At 33.5% G+C, this 17,673-nt stretch carries 12 protein-coding genes; 4 read left to right on the forward strand and 8 right to left on the reverse strand.

Annotation, left to right across the window (positions count from 1 at the left end; genetic code table 11):
• The first annotated feature begins 127 nt into the window (after positions 1-127).
• The 3 genes from Q0828_RS15400 to secDF all read left to right on the forward strand — a co-directional run bounded on the left by Q0828_RS15400 (position 128) and on the right by secDF (position 5,096).
• Complete coding sequence (locus Q0828_RS15400) at positions 128-994, forward strand: hypothetical protein (protein WP_298422915.1); 867 nt, start codon at positions 128-130, stop codon at positions 992-994.
• 209 nt (positions 995-1,203) lie between these two features.
• Entirely contained in the window at positions 1,204-1,839 is a 636-nt protein-coding gene (locus tag Q0828_RS15405; protein WP_298422918.1) for a hypothetical protein, read from the forward strand.
• Positions 1,840-2,033: 194 nt separating this feature from the next.
• Positions 2,034-5,096: a protein translocase subunit SecDF gene (gene secDF, locus Q0828_RS15410; protein ID WP_298422921.1), complete on the forward strand. Its 3,063-nt coding sequence runs from the start codon at positions 2,034-2,036 to the stop codon at positions 5,094-5,096.
• A 914-nt stretch (positions 5,097-6,010) separates the two neighbouring features.
• Here secDF and Q0828_RS15415 read toward each other — a convergent pair.
• The 8 genes from Q0828_RS15415 to folE all read right to left on the reverse strand — a co-directional run bounded on the left by Q0828_RS15415 (position 6,011) and on the right by folE (position 11,321).
• Positions 6,011-6,166, reverse strand: a complete 156-nt coding sequence (locus Q0828_RS15415) for a hypothetical protein (RefSeq protein ID WP_298422924.1) — start codon at positions 6,164-6,166, stop codon at positions 6,011-6,013.
• A gap of 139 nt (positions 6,167-6,305) precedes the next feature.
• On the reverse strand, positions 6,306-6,464 hold the full coding sequence (locus Q0828_RS15420; RefSeq protein WP_298422927.1) for a hypothetical protein: 159 nt from the start codon (positions 6,462-6,464) through the stop codon (positions 6,306-6,308).
• A 149-nt stretch (positions 6,465-6,613) separates the two neighbouring features.
• A complete protein-coding gene (locus Q0828_RS15425) occupies positions 6,614-7,093 on the reverse strand; it encodes a DUF192 domain-containing protein (RefSeq protein ID WP_298422929.1) in 480 nt (159 codons plus the stop codon).
• The gene (gene lgt, locus Q0828_RS15430) at positions 7,090-7,953 is read right to left on the reverse strand and encodes a prolipoprotein diacylglyceryl transferase (protein ID WP_298422932.1); all 864 of its coding nucleotides are present in this window, start codon (positions 7,951-7,953) and stop codon (positions 7,090-7,092) included. The genes Q0828_RS15425 and lgt overlap by 4 nt, the downstream gene beginning before the upstream one ends.
• A gap of 195 nt (positions 7,954-8,148) precedes the next feature.
• Positions 8,149-8,391 carry a membrane protein insertion efficiency factor YidD gene (gene yidD, locus Q0828_RS15435; protein ID WP_298422955.1) on the reverse strand — a complete coding sequence of 81 codons (243 nt, stop codon included), beginning with the start codon at positions 8,389-8,391 and terminating at the stop codon, positions 8,149-8,151.
• Positions 8,392-8,421: 30 nt separating this feature from the next.
• Positions 8,422-9,093 (reverse strand): hypothetical protein, encoded by a 672-nt coding sequence (locus tag Q0828_RS15440; RefSeq protein WP_298422934.1) that lies wholly within the window; start codon positions 9,091-9,093, stop codon positions 8,422-8,424.
• 38 nt (positions 9,094-9,131) lie between these two features.
• Positions 9,132-10,616 (reverse strand): cysteine--tRNA ligase, encoded by a 1,485-nt coding sequence (gene cysS / locus Q0828_RS15445; protein ID WP_298422937.1) that lies wholly within the window; start codon positions 10,614-10,616, stop codon positions 9,132-9,134.
• 24 nt (positions 10,617-10,640) lie between these two features.
• Positions 10,641-11,321: a GTP cyclohydrolase I FolE gene (gene folE, locus Q0828_RS15450; RefSeq protein ID WP_298422940.1), complete on the reverse strand. Its 681-nt coding sequence runs from the start codon at positions 11,319-11,321 to the stop codon at positions 10,641-10,643.
• A gap of 869 nt (positions 11,322-12,190) precedes the next feature.
• On the opposite strand from folE, the gene Q0828_RS15455 reads away from it, so the two are divergent.
• On the forward strand, positions 12,191-17,673 hold a 5,483-nt coding region (locus tag Q0828_RS15455), incomplete at its 3' end, for a PKD domain-containing protein (RefSeq protein ID WP_298422943.1).

Genomic DNA, 17,673 nt, shown 5'->3' on the forward strand with positions numbered 1-17,673 from the left:
TACTCGCAAAAGAGTAATTCAAAAAGTATATACTTGCCAAATGAAAAAAACAGCTATTCTAATCAGTGCAATGTTATTGTTAACCCTATTATTAGGGTGTAATAAAATGTTTTTTAGTCCCACTCATATGATTCAATTAGAAATTGAAGCGACTGATCTTACAGAAAATGAAAAAGATGAAGCTGTACAGAATATTCAAAACCGATTGCTATCGCTTGGCGCTAAAAATGTAAGTGTGGTTTCTGAGAAGGAAGAATTGTTAACACTGAGTTATAGAGGTCATTTTGCTTCTGAAGTGTTAGAAGCATGTTTTTCAACAAAAGGGAATTTAGAGTTCTACGAAGTATGTACATCTAAAGAACTCATCATGGATTATTTTAAAGAAAAATACCCTGCAACTGACGAAGAAAATTTAACAACGGATGAAACTCTTGGTAATAAAGATGTTTTAGAGTTTCTAAAAAATATCAATATTGAAAAAACGCTTTTTGGCGGTGTTATAGGGTATGTATCTAAAGAAAACATAGCAAATTTAAAAGCAACATCAATATTCAAAACGCCTATTTTTATAAGCTCAATCAAAAGAAGAGTGAAATTTCTATTAGGAAAAGATGAGAATGGAGTATCAGGTCTCTATCCTGTTTTTTTAACATCAGAAAACGAACCGCATTTAGATGGTTCATACATGAAAAATGCTTCTTATAGTCAAAGTCAGTATAGTGATGATCAATATATGATTGATTTGCAGATGAATGAAGAAGGAGCTGTTATTTGGGAACGATTAACCGAAAAAGTATATCAAGAAAGAGGATATATTGCTATCGTAATTGACGACATTGTATATTCGGCACCAAGAGTTAGTGCAGGTGCTATCAAGGGAGGAAGAACTCAAATTTCAGGAGGTTTTACCAAAGCAGAAGCGGCTATTTTAGCAAGTGTTATTCAAACAAGAACAATTCCTAAAGTTAAAATTGTAAAAATAATGGAGTTGTAAGTTTTTAAATGTGAATATGTTAGCGTTGTATTTTGTTCTTGCAATTCCAAAACTTAAGAAAAGTAAATATTTATAATATGAGTACATATAAATTGCAAGCATATATTTTAGTGTAATTTGTTCACATATAAACACTTCTTATCAAAATATTGCTAAAAATTAATTACAAAATCCTGCGTAAATGCAGTCTTTATTTTTATATTTGGCGCATGATTGCAAAAAGGTATTTTAGTGCTTTAATCATTCTAATTACACTCCTTGGTTTTTACAAGAAGCAAAATCCTGCACCAAATCAGGAAATAGAGCTTCAATTTGTTGATCAAGAAGTTGTTGTTGAAGACACTGAAGATATTATTCAAGCAATCAAACAGCAATTAGAAGCGTTAGGAATTTCAGATATTCAAGTTAGAGAACAAGAAAATGGAATTCTGAAAATCGCATATTACAGTGATGCTGCTGTTGCAGATATCAAAAGTATACTTTCTTCCAAAGGAATTACATCTGAAAGACATTCTGAAAATATTCCAACGAATAATAAAGTTGTCAAGATTCAAGATCACGGAAATGTTGACACATTTAAGTTAGATGTATACGAGATACAAACTACTTCAAATCCGTATGCAGACATTCATGGAAAGTACGTTTTAGCATTACAAAAAGATTACGACAAGTCTCCGCCAAGTCCAAATTCGTTTGGAAATACGAGTTCGTATATTACCGGAGAATTCAAAACTACAATAGCATTAGCTTATACAGAATCAACATATACTACGATTCTTAAAGAAAACATTTCATACGAAATTCCTGATGTACGCGCAGGGCCAACTTCTTCTTTACATTCGTAATTACTTAGTCTGAAAGCTAAGAATTACTTCAAGAAATAGTGTTAAATCAATTAGTTATATGATTTTAAATACGCTAGCTCAAAGTTGTAAAAGACTTTTTATCACAATTAAATCACGAAAAAAAATAATTGTCAAATCATGCGGTAAATTATATATTTGCTCGTTTTAAAAAATTTGACCAAAAATATTGAATAATGCAGAACAAAGGATTAATAAAATTATTTGCCCTTTTATTCGGATTGGTAAGTATTTACCAATTATCGTTTACGTTTATCACGAATAAAATTGAAAATGAGGCAAAAACGTATGCAGTTTCGCAAGTGCCAAAACCAGCGCCAGGCGAATCTGAAACAAAAGAAACTTCAACAAGAAGAGGTCTTGTTGAAAAGCAGTATTTAGATTCTATAGATAGAAATGAGCCAATTAGTTATGGTCTTACTTCATTTACATATTCTGAAGCAAAAGAAAAAGAACTAAACAAAGGATTAGACCTTAAAGGTGGAATTAACGTAATTCTTCAAGTATCTGTAAAAGATATCTTAAGGGGATTGGCTAACAAAACCGAAAATGAAACGTTTAACAAAGCTTTAGAAAGAGCTGATGTGTTACAAGCAAATGCACAAGAAGATTATGTAGAATCGTTTTTTAGAGCGTTTGACGAGATAAAGCCAGCAGGTTTATTATTGGCAGATCCAGATATTTTCTTTACACAAGCATTACAAGAAGATATTCCTTCATTTGAAACGCCTGACAGTGATGTAAAGCGTGTAATTAGACAAAAAATCAATGAGTCTATTATTTCTGCAAAAGAAGTATTAAACAAGCGTATTGATGAGTTTGGAGTTACGCAACCAAACATTCAACGTTTAGGTACTTCTGGACGTATCTTAATTGAATTACCAGGAGCAAAAGATGTAATTCGTATTGAGAAATTATTACAAACAACAGCTGAACTTGAATTCTGGAAAACGTACAACGATAACTCAAAATTAAGTACGTTCCTTGCGGCTGCAAACGAAAAGTTAAAAGAGCTTCCTCAATATGCTTCTCAAAAAGAAGAAAAGAAAGAGGAAGTGGCTGATGATGCTACTGCGGAAGATGCAACAGATGACAAGCAAGCAGAAGACTTATTAACGTCTACAGAAGAAGATAGTTTAAATGTGGTAAATCCATTATTTGATAGAATTAGATTTACATTCCAAGGTGGTGGTATTATCGGTAAAGTAAAAGAAACTGATAAGGATACTGTAATGAAATTGCTTGATAACGATGTTATTAAGCAAGTAAGACCAGCAGATTTGCGTTCTATTCGTTTTGCTTTTGGAAAAGAAATTGACGAGCAAGGATATCAAGATTTATATGTGTTAGCAGGAGAAAGAAAAGGAGCTAACTCTGAGCCTCAAATGAAAGGTGATGTAATTGATGGAGCAAGTCAAGGTTTTCAAGGCGGAGGTAATAAGCCAAACGTTAACATGCAAATGAACGGAATTGGAGCGAAGCAATGGGAGAAATTAACAGAAGAAGTACATAAAGAAGGCGGATTTATCGCAATTGTTTTAGATAACATTGTATACTCTGCGCCAAGTGTAACGAACGGAAAAATCTCAGGTGGAAACTCTCAAATCTCAGGAAACTTTACAATTGAAGAGGCGCAAGATTTAGCAAACGTATTACGTGCAGGTAAATTGCCAGCTACAGCAGATATCTTACAATCAGAAATTGTAGGTCCATCATTAGGGCAGGAAGCAATTGATAGTGGTTTAATGTCATTCCTTATTGCATTAGCATTAGTATTAGTTTGGATGGTATTCTACTATGGTAGAGCAGGTATTTTTGCAGATATTGCCTTAGTATTCAACATTGTATTGATTTTTGGAGTATTAGCAAACTTAGGCGCTGTATTAACGCTGCCTGGAATTGCTGGTATTGTACTTACTATAGGTATGTCGGTGGATGCCAACGTACTTTTATATGAGCGTGTTAGAGAAGAATTAGCAAAAGGGAAAACATTACAAGAAGCAATCAGTCATGCATTTAGCTGGAAAGGAGCAATGTCTTCTATCTTTGATGCCAATATTACAACTGGTTTAACGGCTTTAATCTTATTCTTATTCGGAACAGGGCCAATTAAAGGTTTTGCAACTACTTTATTAATAGGTATTGCAACGTCATTATTTACAGCAATCTTTATCACTCGTTTATTAATTGACTGGTATGTTGGAAAAGGAAACACATTAGCATTCTCTACAGGAGCTACGAAGAACTTATTCAGAAATATGAATGTTGAGTTCTTAAAGAAACGTAAAATTGCATATGTTATCTCTGGAGCAGTGATATTGGTAGGATTAGGATCTTATTTCTTTGGAAATGGTTTAAATGAAGGTGTTGATTTTGTTGGAGGACGTTCGTATCAAGTACGATTTAAAAATGATGTAAGCCCACAAGATGTAAAAGATAAATTGACGGTTGTTTTTGGAGCTGAAAACTCGCCAGAAGTAAAAACTTTTGGAAATGATAATCAGTTAAAAATTACAACTAAATACAAAGTAAACGAAACAGGAACTAAAGTTGATGATGAAATCAAAGACATGTTGTTTAATGGAGTAAAATCATTCTTACCTGCAGATATGACACTTGCACGATTTGTAGATGGTGCTGAAGATAAAGATGCGGGAATTATGAAATCTATTAAAGTAGGACCGACTATTGCGGATGATATCAAGAAAAACTCATTCTGGGCTGTATTAGGTTCATTAGTAGTAGTATTCTTATATATCTTATTGCGATTCAGAAGATGGCAATTCTCACTTGGAGCGGTTACGGCTGTATTCCATGATGTGTTAATTGTATTAGGAATCTTCTCTTTAGCTTGGAAATTCCTTCCATTCAACATGGAAATCAACCAAGCATTTATTGCGGCAATACTAACCGTAATTGGATACTCGCTGAATGATACCGTGGTAGTGTTTGATAGAATTCGTGAATTCATGGATGAGAATGCAAACTGGAAGTTTAGTAAAGTAGTAAATGCGGCATTGAATAGTACATTAAGTAGAACGTTAAATACATCGTTAACTACTTTAGTAGTGTTATTAGCAATCTTTATCTTCGGTGGAGAATCTATCCGTGGATTTATGTTTGCATTAATTGTAGGTGTAATTGTGGGTACATATTCGTCTATGTTTATTGCAACGCCAGTAATGTTTGATACAATCAAAGATGGTGATATCAACAAAGGGTTAGAAGAAGCTGAATAAGCACTCTTATATACTTATATGAATAAAAAACGCCACTCATTTGAGTGGCGTTTTTGCTTTTTCAAAAGCTAGTTTCTTTATAATCTAGCAATCTGTAGAAAGAGGAGTCTTTTTTTCTCCTTTAATAAATGAATGGATCGAAATTTTATTAAGCTTTAAAGTTTTAAATGTTGTTTTTTTATAATATAGAATTTTATTTGGTCATGAAGCTATAATATTGAAGCTAGAATAATTAAAAATAGTAGCATTGATTATCGTATTAGTATCTCTGATTAAAAGGAATTTTGAATTGATTGATATTTGGGTTCTTAAAAAAAAGAGCATCACTAAATTTAGTGATGCTCTTTTTTACTCTTTTACTATACTATATACTAACTAACAACTACCTCTAGTTAGTTCTGGGGCACCACAAACTAAAGAGCAATTAGCTATAGAAGTACATGCTATAAGAACAGACGCATCGCATATACCGCCTCCGCAAGTTGCATTGGTTTTTAATGTTGTTGGGATGGCTGTTTTTCCTCCTGTAAGAAGCGTAGAAATTGATTGTTTCTTTAAGTTAAGTGATCTTAATTGTTGCTTTTTCATAATAATGGTTTAAATAATTAATCAGTACGAAACTATAAAAGCAGTATCAAGAAAAATAATAAAGTAAACCTTGATTATCGAATTAACGGTCAAAGTTTTTAGGCTATATTGTTGTAAGATAGGTGATTGAAAAAGAGGTTGTCTAAAAAGTTGAATTTTCGTCAAATCGAACTTGATTTGGTTTCTCATCATCATTGTAAAACAATATGATTGGATTTTAGATCAAGTCCAGAATGATGCTTTTCGTTATTCTTTAAACAGCCTCTTTTTATTTTTCAAGTATGATATATCGTTCTTGTGTGAAACGATACATGACTTCTGTTGAATTACTTGTCGCAAATAATTACTGATTTTTTGCAAATACCACCACAAGTAACATTAGTAACATTAGTAGTTGGTTGCGCAGCTCTTCCTCCAGTGATTTCAAAAGTTGCGATTGATTTCTTGTTTAATAATAAACTGTTTGCTCTTTTAGTTTTCATGTTTTCAAAGTTTTATGTGAACTTCTAAATTATAAATCAGAAATAAAATTTTGTTACGGGAAAACCATAAAGTTTGCTTGATAATCAATGTTTAAAATACTTCGAAACGTTACTTTGTATATAGCTGATTGATTGAGTGTTATTTTACATTACAAATAATAACGCTATTCTCACAAATACCACCACAAGTAATATTTGTTTTGTGAGTTGTAGGAGCGCCACCAATAAGTTGTTGAGAAGTTAATTTTGAAACTGATGTTTTGTTTAATAGTAAGCTTTTGAATTTTTTAGTTTTCATGATGATATAATTTCTAAATTTATACTTTAAAGATATAAACCAGAAATAAGATTCTAGTATGGTAAAACCGTATAATTCAATAATTAGCCTGACTTTGTGTGCTTTTACTTTGTTGAGAATTTGGTGTGTATGGAATAGTTCTAGACGTCTTATTTAGTTTTAGAAAAAGAAATAGTATCACCAATCTCTAATAGCCATTTTTCGGCTAATCCAGCATTAACTTCCAATACGTACATAGCAGGAATTTCCGAAGGTAAACCTGCTTCATTAAGTGGAACAGCATTTTCTTGAAAGCTAACAATTTTTTTCTGTTCGTCTAAGTAGATTATATCTAAAGGAATGTATGTATTTTTCATATAAAAACTACGTGGAAACTCTGTGGAAAAGATAAATAGCATTCCTTGGTTATCTTCCATTGAGGTGCGATGCATCAAGCCAGTTTCGCGTTCGTAATCAGTTTCTGCAAACTCTATATCAATAGTAATTACTTCGTCGCCGCTAGCTTTAAAAAGCGTTAATTCACCTTCTTTTGTAAACTTAATTTCGGCAGTTTTTACTTTTTTATTTTGATCATTTTTACATGAAACAAATGTAATTGTAAAGCAAAGTAATATTAAAATTTTTTTCATGCTTCTGAAGCTGTATTTTTAGTTTTTCTAAACATAAAGTAAAATCCAACTATGACAAAAGGAATACTTAACCATTGTCCCGTGGAAAGTACATCTCCTAGTTTATCTTCAAATCCACCTTGACTTTCTTTTACAAATTCAACAAAGAAACGAACAGTCCATAAAAGCACTAGAAATAGTCCGAAAATGTATCCATGTTTTTCTTTCTTGTCAGTTTTCCAATATACATACCATAAAATGGCAAATACAAATATATAGCAAAATGCTTCGTATAATTGCGCTGGATGACGTGGAAGTGTGTCGCCTCTTCCTTGAAAAACGACTCCAAAATTGGAATCAGTAAATTTTCCAACAATTTCTGAATTGAAAAAATTTCCAAGTCGAACAAAAACTCCACCAATAGACACAGGAATTACAACTTTGTCTAAAATCCAAAGTAAGGTTTTGTATTCGTATTTGCGTCTGTATAAATACAATGCTGTTATTATCCCGATGGCTGCTCCATGACTTGCTAATCCTGCAAATCCAGTGAATTTATATCCATTAATAAACCCAAACAAACTTGCATTAGGATCTTCTTTTATTGGGAGTAAGATTTCTATTAAATGTTCTTGGTAGTAACCCCAATTGTAGAAGAATACTTCCCCTAATCGAGCGCCAAGTAAGGTGGCAATTACCGTGTACATAAATAAAGAGTCTAAATATTCCAGTGGAATCTTTTCAACTGTATAAATTCGTTTCATGATATAATATCCTAAGCTGAATGCAATAATGAACATTAAGCTGTAATATCTGATTTGAATTGGGCCTAAATTCAGTAAAACTTCGCTAGGATTCCAGTTGATACTAAGTAAGTGCATATGGAGTTGTTTATAAAATGTAAATATAGGCAAACGAAACGAAAATCAAAGAAAGCAAATGGTAAAGGAATGTTATTTTATGAAACTCAATTGTGAGAAATATGTAAGATGTGCTTAAAGTTGGAAGTTGAGCCAATATTGTATTGTTGTTAGCTTTAAAAGTTTAATAAATTCAAAAGATTTTAAATTGAAATCTTATTTGTTTTTAGGTAATTCATCTGGGACAGGGTCATGACCACTTCCGCCCCAAGGATGGCAGCTAAAAATACGTTTAATCGCTAATTTCCCACCACGAAATAAACCATGTTTTTGCAATGCTTCTGCAGTATAGTGCGAACACGTTGGTGAATATCTACAGGTTGCGGGAGTAAATGGAGAAATTGCACTTTGGTAAAAGCGAATCAATAAAATAAACGGATATATAAGTACTTTTTTAATAGTCGTTTTTGTTTGATTAATTATGTAAAGTTACACTATTTTATGAATAGAAAAGTAGATGCAATCTCTGTAATCACTTTGAAATAATAATTTCTTCATTTCTTGAAACTTTTCTTTGTGTTCTTCTGTGTAAATTAAATACAAAGGATACTTTCTATCATTTAAAGTCATCATTACTGGAACTGTTGCGGTAGCTTTATTGCTCAATTTTACTTTTTCCATAAAAGCGAAATCAACTTTCTTGTTGTTTGCTTCGCAATATTCAGAAACCTTTGAAACAACCGTAATCAAATCAAGTTTGAGTATTCCAGTAGTGTTAACTTGTATATCTTTTACATGTAAGAAATCAATGTTTGTATAGAAAATTCCATCTTTATTTGTATGTGGATATGATTCTTCATAATTAAATAATAATCCAGATTTTAACTGACTATCAATATCATTTTTTAAAACATATTTTCTATACAGAATGAATGGTGCTATGACAAAGAAAATTGCAATAGCAATAACTAAACCAATCAACGATGATATAAGAGCTCTTGCGCTAAAATTATTTTTAAAATAATATTCCCAGTAGCTTCCGAGTGAGTTGGTTGCAAAAGAATATTGAATAATTTTTGACAGGTTCGCAAATTGTATGATGATATTGTATAAAATAATAATACCACCAACAATGAGGAAAATAATTCCTAAGCCACTCATATGATGTATGTTGTTTTGTTAGTTATATATGCTATGCATTAACTGACAGCAAAAGAAGTGCCTTCTTTTCCGTCTTTTAATTGAATTCCTAAAGCTAATAATTCATCACGAATTTTATCTGATGTTGCAAAATCTTTATTGGCTCTTGCTTCATTTCTAAGTTTAATCAATAGCTCAACTACGCCTGAAAGTGCATTTCCATCATCAGTAGTGCCAGTTTGTCGCTCTAACCCTAAAATTTCAAATACAAATGCATGCATACTTTCTTTTAAGGCAACTAAAGTTTCAGGTAAAATAGTTGCTTTTCCATCTTTTAGTTGATTGATGTATTTTACAGCTTCAAACAAGTCAGCAATTAAAATTGGAGTATTAAAGTCATCATTCAGAGCGTTGTAGCAATTACGTTTCCATACAGAAAAGTTAAAGCTTGTTTTATCGCCAACGGGCTTTAAGTTGTCAAGTGTTTTGATTGCTTCCATTAGCTTATTGAAACCTTTTTCAGAAGCTAATAATGCATCATTACTAAAATCAAGAATGCTTCTGTAATGTGCTTGCATCATAAAGAAACGAGCAACGCTAGGAGCAAACCCTTTAGATAAATTTTTATTATCTCCAGAGAAAATTTCGCCAGGAAGAATATTATTTCCTGTTGATTTCGCCATTTTTTTGCTGTTCATTGTCAGCATATTAGCATGCATCCAATAATTTACAGGGGAAGTTCCTTTGCAAGCTTCATTTTGGGCAATTTCACATTCGTGATGTGGAAATTTCAAGTCCATTCCGCCACCGTGAATGTCAAATTTTTCACCTAAATATTTTGTACTCATTGCTGTACATTCCAAATGCCAACCAGGAAAACCTTCACTCCAAGGAGATGGCCAATGCATGAGGTGTTTTTTGTCAGCTTTTTTCCAAAGTGCAAAATCTTGTGGATTCTTTTTATCACTCTGTCCGTCTAGCGCACGTGTATTATGTACTAAATCTTCTAAATTACGCTTGCTTAATGTTCCATAATCATTCGTTTCATTGAATTTATGAACATCAAAATATACAGAGCCATTGACTTCGTAAGCAAATCCTTTTTCAAGAATGGATTTTACAATTTCTATTTGTTCAATAATATGCCCAGTAGCTGTTGGTTCAATACTAGGTGGTTTGAAATTGAATTTTTGTAGAATTTCATGGAAATCAATTGTATAACGTTGTACAATTTCCATTGGTTCTAATTCTTCCAAACGTGCTTTTTTGGCAATTTTATCTTCACCTTCTTCCGCATCATTCTCTAAATGACCAACATCCGTAATGTTTCGCACATAACGTACTTTATAGCCTAGATGGTTTAAATATCTAAAAATCATATCAAACGACATGAACGTTCGTACGTTTCCTAAGTGTACATTACTGTATACTGTAGGACCGCAGACATACATTCCAACATGACCTTCATTAATAGGTGTAAAAACTTCTTTTTGGTTTGTGAGGGAATTGTATATTTTTAGTTCTTGTTCTTGATATAATTTCATGGTATTAATAAAAAATGTGATTGTTTAAAATTTTGTATCTAATTTAATATAATCTAGGAATTCTAGACGAGTTTTTTCGTTTTTAAATTTTCCGCCAAACTCAGCAGTTACAGTGCTACTCTCTATGTCTCTGATTCCTCGCGAATTAACACAGAGATGTTTTGCGTCAATTACACAGGCAACATCATCAGTTCCTAATACTTCTTGTAGTTCTTTTACGACTTGAATCGTTAAACGCTCTTGAACTTGTGGTCTTTTTGCATAATAATCAACAATTCTATTCATTTTAGAAAGTCCAACAACTGTTCCATTAGAGATATAAGCAATGTGCGCTCTTCCAACAATAGGAAGTAAATGATGTTCGCAAGTAGAATACACCGTAATGTTTTTTTCTACGAGCATTTCTTCATACTTATACTTATTGTCAAAAGTAGAAGCTTTTGGCTTTCTGTCAGGATGTAATCCGCCAAAAATTTCTTTGACAAACATTTTTGCTACTCTATTAGGAGTTCCTTTCAGGCTATCGTCAGTCATATCCAAACCTAATGTTTGCATAATATTGGCAACGTCTTTTTTGATACTAGCTATTTTTTCAGCATCGCTTAACTCAAAAGCATCAGTACGCAATGGAGTATCATATGAAGTCATTATATGGTCATCTCCTATAGCTTGTATTTCCTCTTCAAGTGCCTTATCTATTTTCATCTATTCAATATTTCTTTAATGTGTGAAAAATTAGGATGTAAATTACCGAATTTTGTAGAAGATTTTAAACTTCTAAATAACTTAGTATTCTTACACAATTTTTTTCAAAATTTAACAAGACTGCAAAGATAATTAATTATTGAATATGATTTGATCGAACACGCCGTAAATAAATGTGTTAAAGAATTATGTATATCATAAAATTTTCTTAATTTTCCGCGTTTCAAAATAATTTTTTTAACACAATGTCGGATTTTCATAGGTGTTGTTGTTATATAAAGAAAGAGAAGAATTGAAGCTTTAATTATGAGTTTTTTATTGGACGAAGGGCATTGTCTATAAATACCATAATTAAATACCAACCAGAACACAAGTTCTTAAACGTTAATATGTTATGAGGGCTTATAATATTTGAATTTAAAGATTGTTTCTATGCGTACATGCAGCTTTTTAATTATTGCCTTGTGTTTTTGTATAACTAGTACTTTTGCACAAAACACTAAAGAGGCACCTAAAGTAAAACCTAATCAAGTAGATAACTTTATAAAAGAAGTTTATCAAAAACAAGCAAATACTATCGTTTTTTCCGATCCTATCCGTTATGAGCGATTCAAAGATTTGCTGCTTAACAGGATTTCATTCTACAGATTAAACTATAAAGAAGGAGAGGACTTCGTAAATCTTTCTACAGTTCCGCTTTTTAAAACTTACAACAAAAATATAATGAGGAATAACATGTTTAATGTTAATAATTTCAATCCGTTGCGATATGATATTAACTTTTTCTCAAATGAACTAACTAGATACAGGATCAACCAACAATACATTCTTGTAATAACTCCTCAAAAAACTCGCTAAAAACACAGGAAATGAAAAAAATACTAACCTTTCTACTGATATTATTACCATGTATACTGTTAAGTCAGAATATATTAATGCAGAATGGAAACTTAGATGTTGACTGTTCAGCGAGTCCTGTTTTTCTAGATACAGGAGGTAGTGGAGCCGGACAATACTCTAATGATGAAAACTTCGTGTTGACACTATGTACTTCTGAACCAGGACAATCCGTACGTATGGATTTTGCGTCGTTTGGTTTGCAAAATAATAGTGACTTTATGGATATCTTTGATGGCCCAGACACTTCATCTCCATTAATAGGGACTTATACAGGAACCGCTTCTCCAGGATTAGTGGAGGCTTCTGGTTCAAATACTTCAGGATGTTTAACAATTCGATTTGTATCTGATGGAGCAGGTGTAAATATTGGGTGGCAAGCAGCTTTAAGTTGTTTTGTACCTTGTCAAACAATTACAGCAAATTTAGATAGTGCTGTTCCTGCTGTTTCAACTGATGGAATTTTAAGAGTTTGTTTAGGAGATCCATTAACACTAAATGGAAGTGGAACTTTTGCTTCTGATGGAACTGGAGCTACCTACGAATGGAATATGGGTGATACAAACGTTTTAAATGGAGCAAGTGTAACACATACTTATGCGCAATCAGGAATTTATAGAGTTAATTTAGTTATACGTGATAATAATCCAGCGAACTCAGATGGAGATCCTGATAATGATTGTATGAGTGTTAATAATATAGATCAATTGGTATATGTTTCTACACCAGTAGATTTTACAGGAACTCAGGCGGCAAATCCCGAAATATGTTTTGGTGAATCTACAGACATTACAGGAGTTGCAGTGATTCCTCCTTTTGAAGATTGTGCCCCAGAAATATTTGATCAAACTTGGTTGCAAGATACAGTGTCAACAGGTACGGCGACATCTTATAACTCTACTATTGAAGTTGATTGTTATGGGTCAGGACAAGTAATTACAGATGTATCTCAAATCAATCAAATCTGTATCGTAATGGAGCATTCTTTTATGGGAGATTTGGATATGATTTTGACAGCACCAAACGGATCGCAAGTATTATTTATTTCATATGGTGATGGAACGGATCCAGGAGATAATTTAGGGATTCCTGATCAAGCAGATAATGGAAACCCAGGTACAGGATGGGAATATTGTTTTTCTCCTACAGCAACACAAACGCTGGATCAAGCAGCAAATTTAGGAGGTGTTACTACTGTTCCAGCAGGAACTTATGCGCCGTTAGCTTCTAGTTCGTTTGATAATCTTTTAGGTTCTGAGTTAAATGGAACTTGGACATTTGAAATCATTGATACATGGGGAGCAGATGATGGAACACTTTTTTCTTGGAACTTAGATTTTGATTCAAGTTTACTTCCTCCACCTTCTTCTATCTTAACAGAAGAGTGGTTAACAGATCCATCTATTACAAATACAGTAGGAAACGTAATTACAGTACAGCCTGCAACAGCTGGTCAACACTGTTATACATATGAAGTAAATGATGATTTAGGTTGTGTGTATACAGAAACAATCTGTATTGATGTAGCTCCTGAAATTAACAACGGACCTGCTTCAAACTTATCTGAATGTTCTAATAATGCTACGGAAGTATTTGACTTAACAGTGAATACTGCGCAAGTATTAGCGCCTATTGCAGATACTACCGATATGGAAGTCACCTATCATTTGTCACAAGCAGATGCAGATACAGGAGCAAATCCATTAACAGATGCAGAAGCACAAGCATACACCGGAAATGATGGTGAAGAAATCTTTGTAAGAATAACATATACAGGAACAACAACAATTGATTGTTTCTCTACAGATTCATTTACACTGAATATTGGAAATACAACGGCGAATACAGTACCAGATATAGTATTGTGTGATATTGGAAATGATAGTGAAGAAGAATTTGATTTATGTTCACAAACTGCAGCAGTTTTAGGAGCTTTAGATCCGGCAAATTATACAGTAACATACCACGATACGCAAAATGATGCAGATACAGATCAAAACCCATTACCTTGTTTATATACAAATGTAACAGCACCAACGGATGATATATTTGTTAGAATAGAAGATAATGCAGATCCATCTTGTTATGCATTAACATCATTTAATTTAGTGCTAAATTCAGAACCAACACTTACAGCACCAGCTGATATAATTGTTTGTGATGATCCTACAAATGATGGGACTGAAATTTTTAATTTACCATCACAAATACCTTCTATACTTGGCGCGCAAGATCCATTAGATTTTACAATCACATATCACAGTTCGGTAGCAGATGCTACAGCAAATGCGAACCCACTTCCAGATATGTATCCTAATGTGAATCCAACAGATTTAATTGTAGTAAGAGTAGAAAATATAGCAACTACTTGTGTGGCTATAACTCAGTATAATGTTACAGTAAATGCATTGCCAATAGCAAATGTAGTAGCAAATGTTGTTGTGTGCGATGATGATAGTAATGATGGAGTTGAAGGTTTTACATTAACAGATTATGATATTCAAGTTTTAGGAACACAAAATGGAACAACGTTTTCTGTTACATATTATGGATCACAAATAGATGCAGATACAGGAACAAATCCATTGGTAAGCCCATACACAAATACAAATGATTGTGAACAGATTTTTGTGAGGATTGAAAATAATGTTGATCCATCTTGTTTTGATACAACAAATTTTGAAATATGTGTAGACTATCAACCAACAGCAGTTCAGCCTGTAAATATGGTTGTGTGTGATGATGTTTCAAATGACGGAATTGATACATTTGATTTTACAACTAAAATCACAGAGATAATAGGAGGACAAGCTTTAGGAGATGTAGAGGTTACTTTTCATGGAAATCAAGCAGACGCAGACGCAGATGCAAATCCATTATCAACAACATACGTAAATACAAATCCAACAGAAGTAATATTTGTAAGAGTAGATAGCTCTGATACTACAAATATATGTTACACAACAACGAGTTTTGAAGTACAAGTAAATCCATTGCCAGCACCAGTAGTGCCAACTACATTACAAGAATGTGATGATGATACAGATGGCTTTGTAGGGTTTACATTAACAAATGCTGATGCAGAAATACTTGCAGGACAAACTTCTACGGATCCAATGGTAATTAGTTATTACCTAACACCAGCAGAAGCGTTAGCAGGAGGAGGGACACCGCTTCCAGCTGCATATGTAAATGAAACAATGGACAATCAAACGGTACATATTCGTATCGAAAACACGATTACAGGTTGTGTAAATACATCGTCTTTAGATTTACAAGTAAACCCAGGTATCGTAGCAACAGTACCAACAAACTATAGTGTTTGTGATGATACGGATGGGAATGATACAAATAATCTAGGAACCTTTGATTTATCTACTAAAGATGCTGAAATTTTAGGTGCTTTAGTAGGAACAGCTACTGTTAGCTACTATACATCAGATGCTTTAGCACAAGCTGGATTAGCAGGAACAGAAATCATGGGCTTATACACAACGACGACACCTTCTTTGCAGATTATTCATGCAAGAGTTACAGATAATATTACAGGGTGTCATAGTGTAGTAGAATTGATCTTAATTGTAGATCCATTACCAAATTTAGACAACATTCCACCAATGATTGCTTGTGATTTTAATAACACGGGTGATATGATGGAGATGTTTGATTTGACAACACATACAACGGTAATTGAAAATGGACAAGTAGGTCTTACAATTAGTTATCACTTAAATGAAGCAGACGCTGATGCTGATGTTGCTCCAATTACCAACACAATAGGAACAGATGGGCAATTAATTTGGGTACGTGCTGTAAATCTTCTTGGATGTATTCAAGTAGGAAGTTTTGAATTACAAGTACCACCATTGCCAGTATTTGTTGCGCCAACTACACTTGAAGCATGTGATGATGAAACTGCGGATGGAATAGCACCAACAGACTTAACAATTAAAAATGATGAAATAACGGCATCGAACCCAGATTTAAATGTTTCATATCACTTAACGCAAGTGGATGCGGATGGTGATATGAATGCACTTCCAATGCCATATGAAAACACTGCAACACCAACTACATATTCGGTATTTGTTCGTGTGGAGGATATCAATACTGGTTGTCATATTGTTACACAGTTAACGGTAAACATTAATGATACACCAGCTGTTTTCCCAGCGACACCTTTAGAATACTGTGATACTGACAATGACGGTTTTGGTATTTTTGATATCAGAAGTACTGAGAGCGAAATCACAGGTGGACTCATTCCAGGACAGGTAACAGTTACCTATCATGAAACACCAGAAGATGCTGATAATAATGTCAATGTGTTGGATGATACTTACACCAATATCAATGCCTACAATCAAACAATTTATGTACGTGTAGAAAATGTCCTTACGGGATGTTTCAATGTGGTCCCACTTGATTTAATTGTACATGATTCACCAGAGCTTTCTGCCATTGATGCAGCTTTGCTTGCGGAGTGTGATGGCGATACTGATGGGATTACTCAGTTTGATCTAACAGAGAGTGAAACAGCTATTTTAAACGGAGAAGATCCCTTAACACATACCGTTCGTTATTACAACACACAAGTCAATGCTACTGCAGGAACTGCCACAGGTGAGATCAACAATCCAAATGCCTATAGCAACATTCCACCAAGTCCACAAGTGATTTGGGTGCGTGTGGAAGATCTAACCACAGGATGTTTTACAGTAACCAATCTAACACTGATTGTAAATGAATTGCCAACACTTGTTCAATTACCAGGACTAGATACCTGTGATGCGGTGAGTTTAAATGATGGAGTTGAAGTATTTGATTTGACGTCGCTTTCAGAGGATTTACTCAACAGTGCACCAGGGATTAGCTTAAGCTATTACGCTAATGCGGCTGATTTAGCCAGTGATACGCCAATTGCCGATCCAAGTATGTATAGCAATACAGAAATTGGAGTACAAACGATTTTTGTACTAGCAACCAATGATACTACAGGTTGTCAAAATACCATCACCTTTGATATCAGAGTCAATCCACTGCCAAGTCCAACATTGGATCCTAATGGAATGCTAACAGCTGATATCTGTGATGAGGACAATGATGGTTTCCAACAGTTTAATTTAACAGATTTAGTGAATGATATCATCAACAATGAACCAGATGTAGATTATAGTTTCCATGAAACGTTATCAGATGCTGAGCAGAATCTATTTCCACTGGCAAGTCCATATACTAATATCATGATGGATAGTCAAACGATCTATGTGCTGGCTACCAATACCGTAACAGGATGTTTCACTGTAACTCCATTAGAATTAACAGTGACACCAATTCCAGTATTGCCACTAGTGATCACTGATTTAGAAGAATGTGATGATGCGGCGAATTTGGATGGATTTGATATGTTTGATTTAACTCAGACACAAACAGAAATCTATGGCACTCAAACTCC

The sequence above is a fragment of the uncultured Kordia sp. genome, from assembly GCF_947496985.1.
In the GTDB taxonomy this organism is placed as follows: domain Bacteria; phylum Bacteroidota; class Bacteroidia; order Flavobacteriales; family Flavobacteriaceae; genus Kordia.

Coding starts and splice junctions, on each gene's coding strand:
- Q0828_RS15405 (WP_298422918.1), top strand. CDS start 1,204: ATGATTGCAAAAAGGTATTTTAGTGCTTTAATCATTCTAATTACACTC.
- Q0828_RS15440 (WP_298422934.1), bottom strand. CDS start 9,093: ATGAGTGGCTTAGGAATTATTTTCCTCATTGTTGGTGGTATTATTATT.
- Q0828_RS15415 (WP_298422924.1), bottom strand. CDS start 6,166: ATGAAAACTAAAAGAGCAAACAGTTTATTATTAAACAAGAAATCAATC.
- Q0828_RS15400 (WP_298422915.1), top strand. CDS start 128: ATGATTCAATTAGAAATTGAAGCGACTGATCTTACAGAAAATGAAAAA.
- folE (WP_298422940.1), bottom strand. CDS start 11,321: ATGAAAATAGATAAGGCACTTGAAGAGGAAATACAAGCTATAGGAGAT.
- lgt (WP_298422932.1), bottom strand. CDS start 7,953: ATGCACTTACTTAGTATCAACTGGAATCCTAGCGAAGTTTTACTGAAT.
- Q0828_RS15420 (WP_298422927.1), bottom strand. CDS start 6,464: ATGAAAACTAAAAAATTCAAAAGCTTACTATTAAACAAAACATCAGTT.
- secDF (WP_298422921.1), top strand. CDS start 2,034: ATGCAGAACAAAGGATTAATAAAATTATTTGCCCTTTTATTCGGATTG.
- Q0828_RS15425 (WP_298422929.1), bottom strand. CDS start 7,093: ATGAAAAAAATTTTAATATTACTTTGCTTTACAATTACATTTGTTTCA.
- cysS (WP_298422937.1), bottom strand. CDS start 10,616: ATGAAATTATATCAAGAACAAGAACTAAAAATATACAATTCCCTCACA.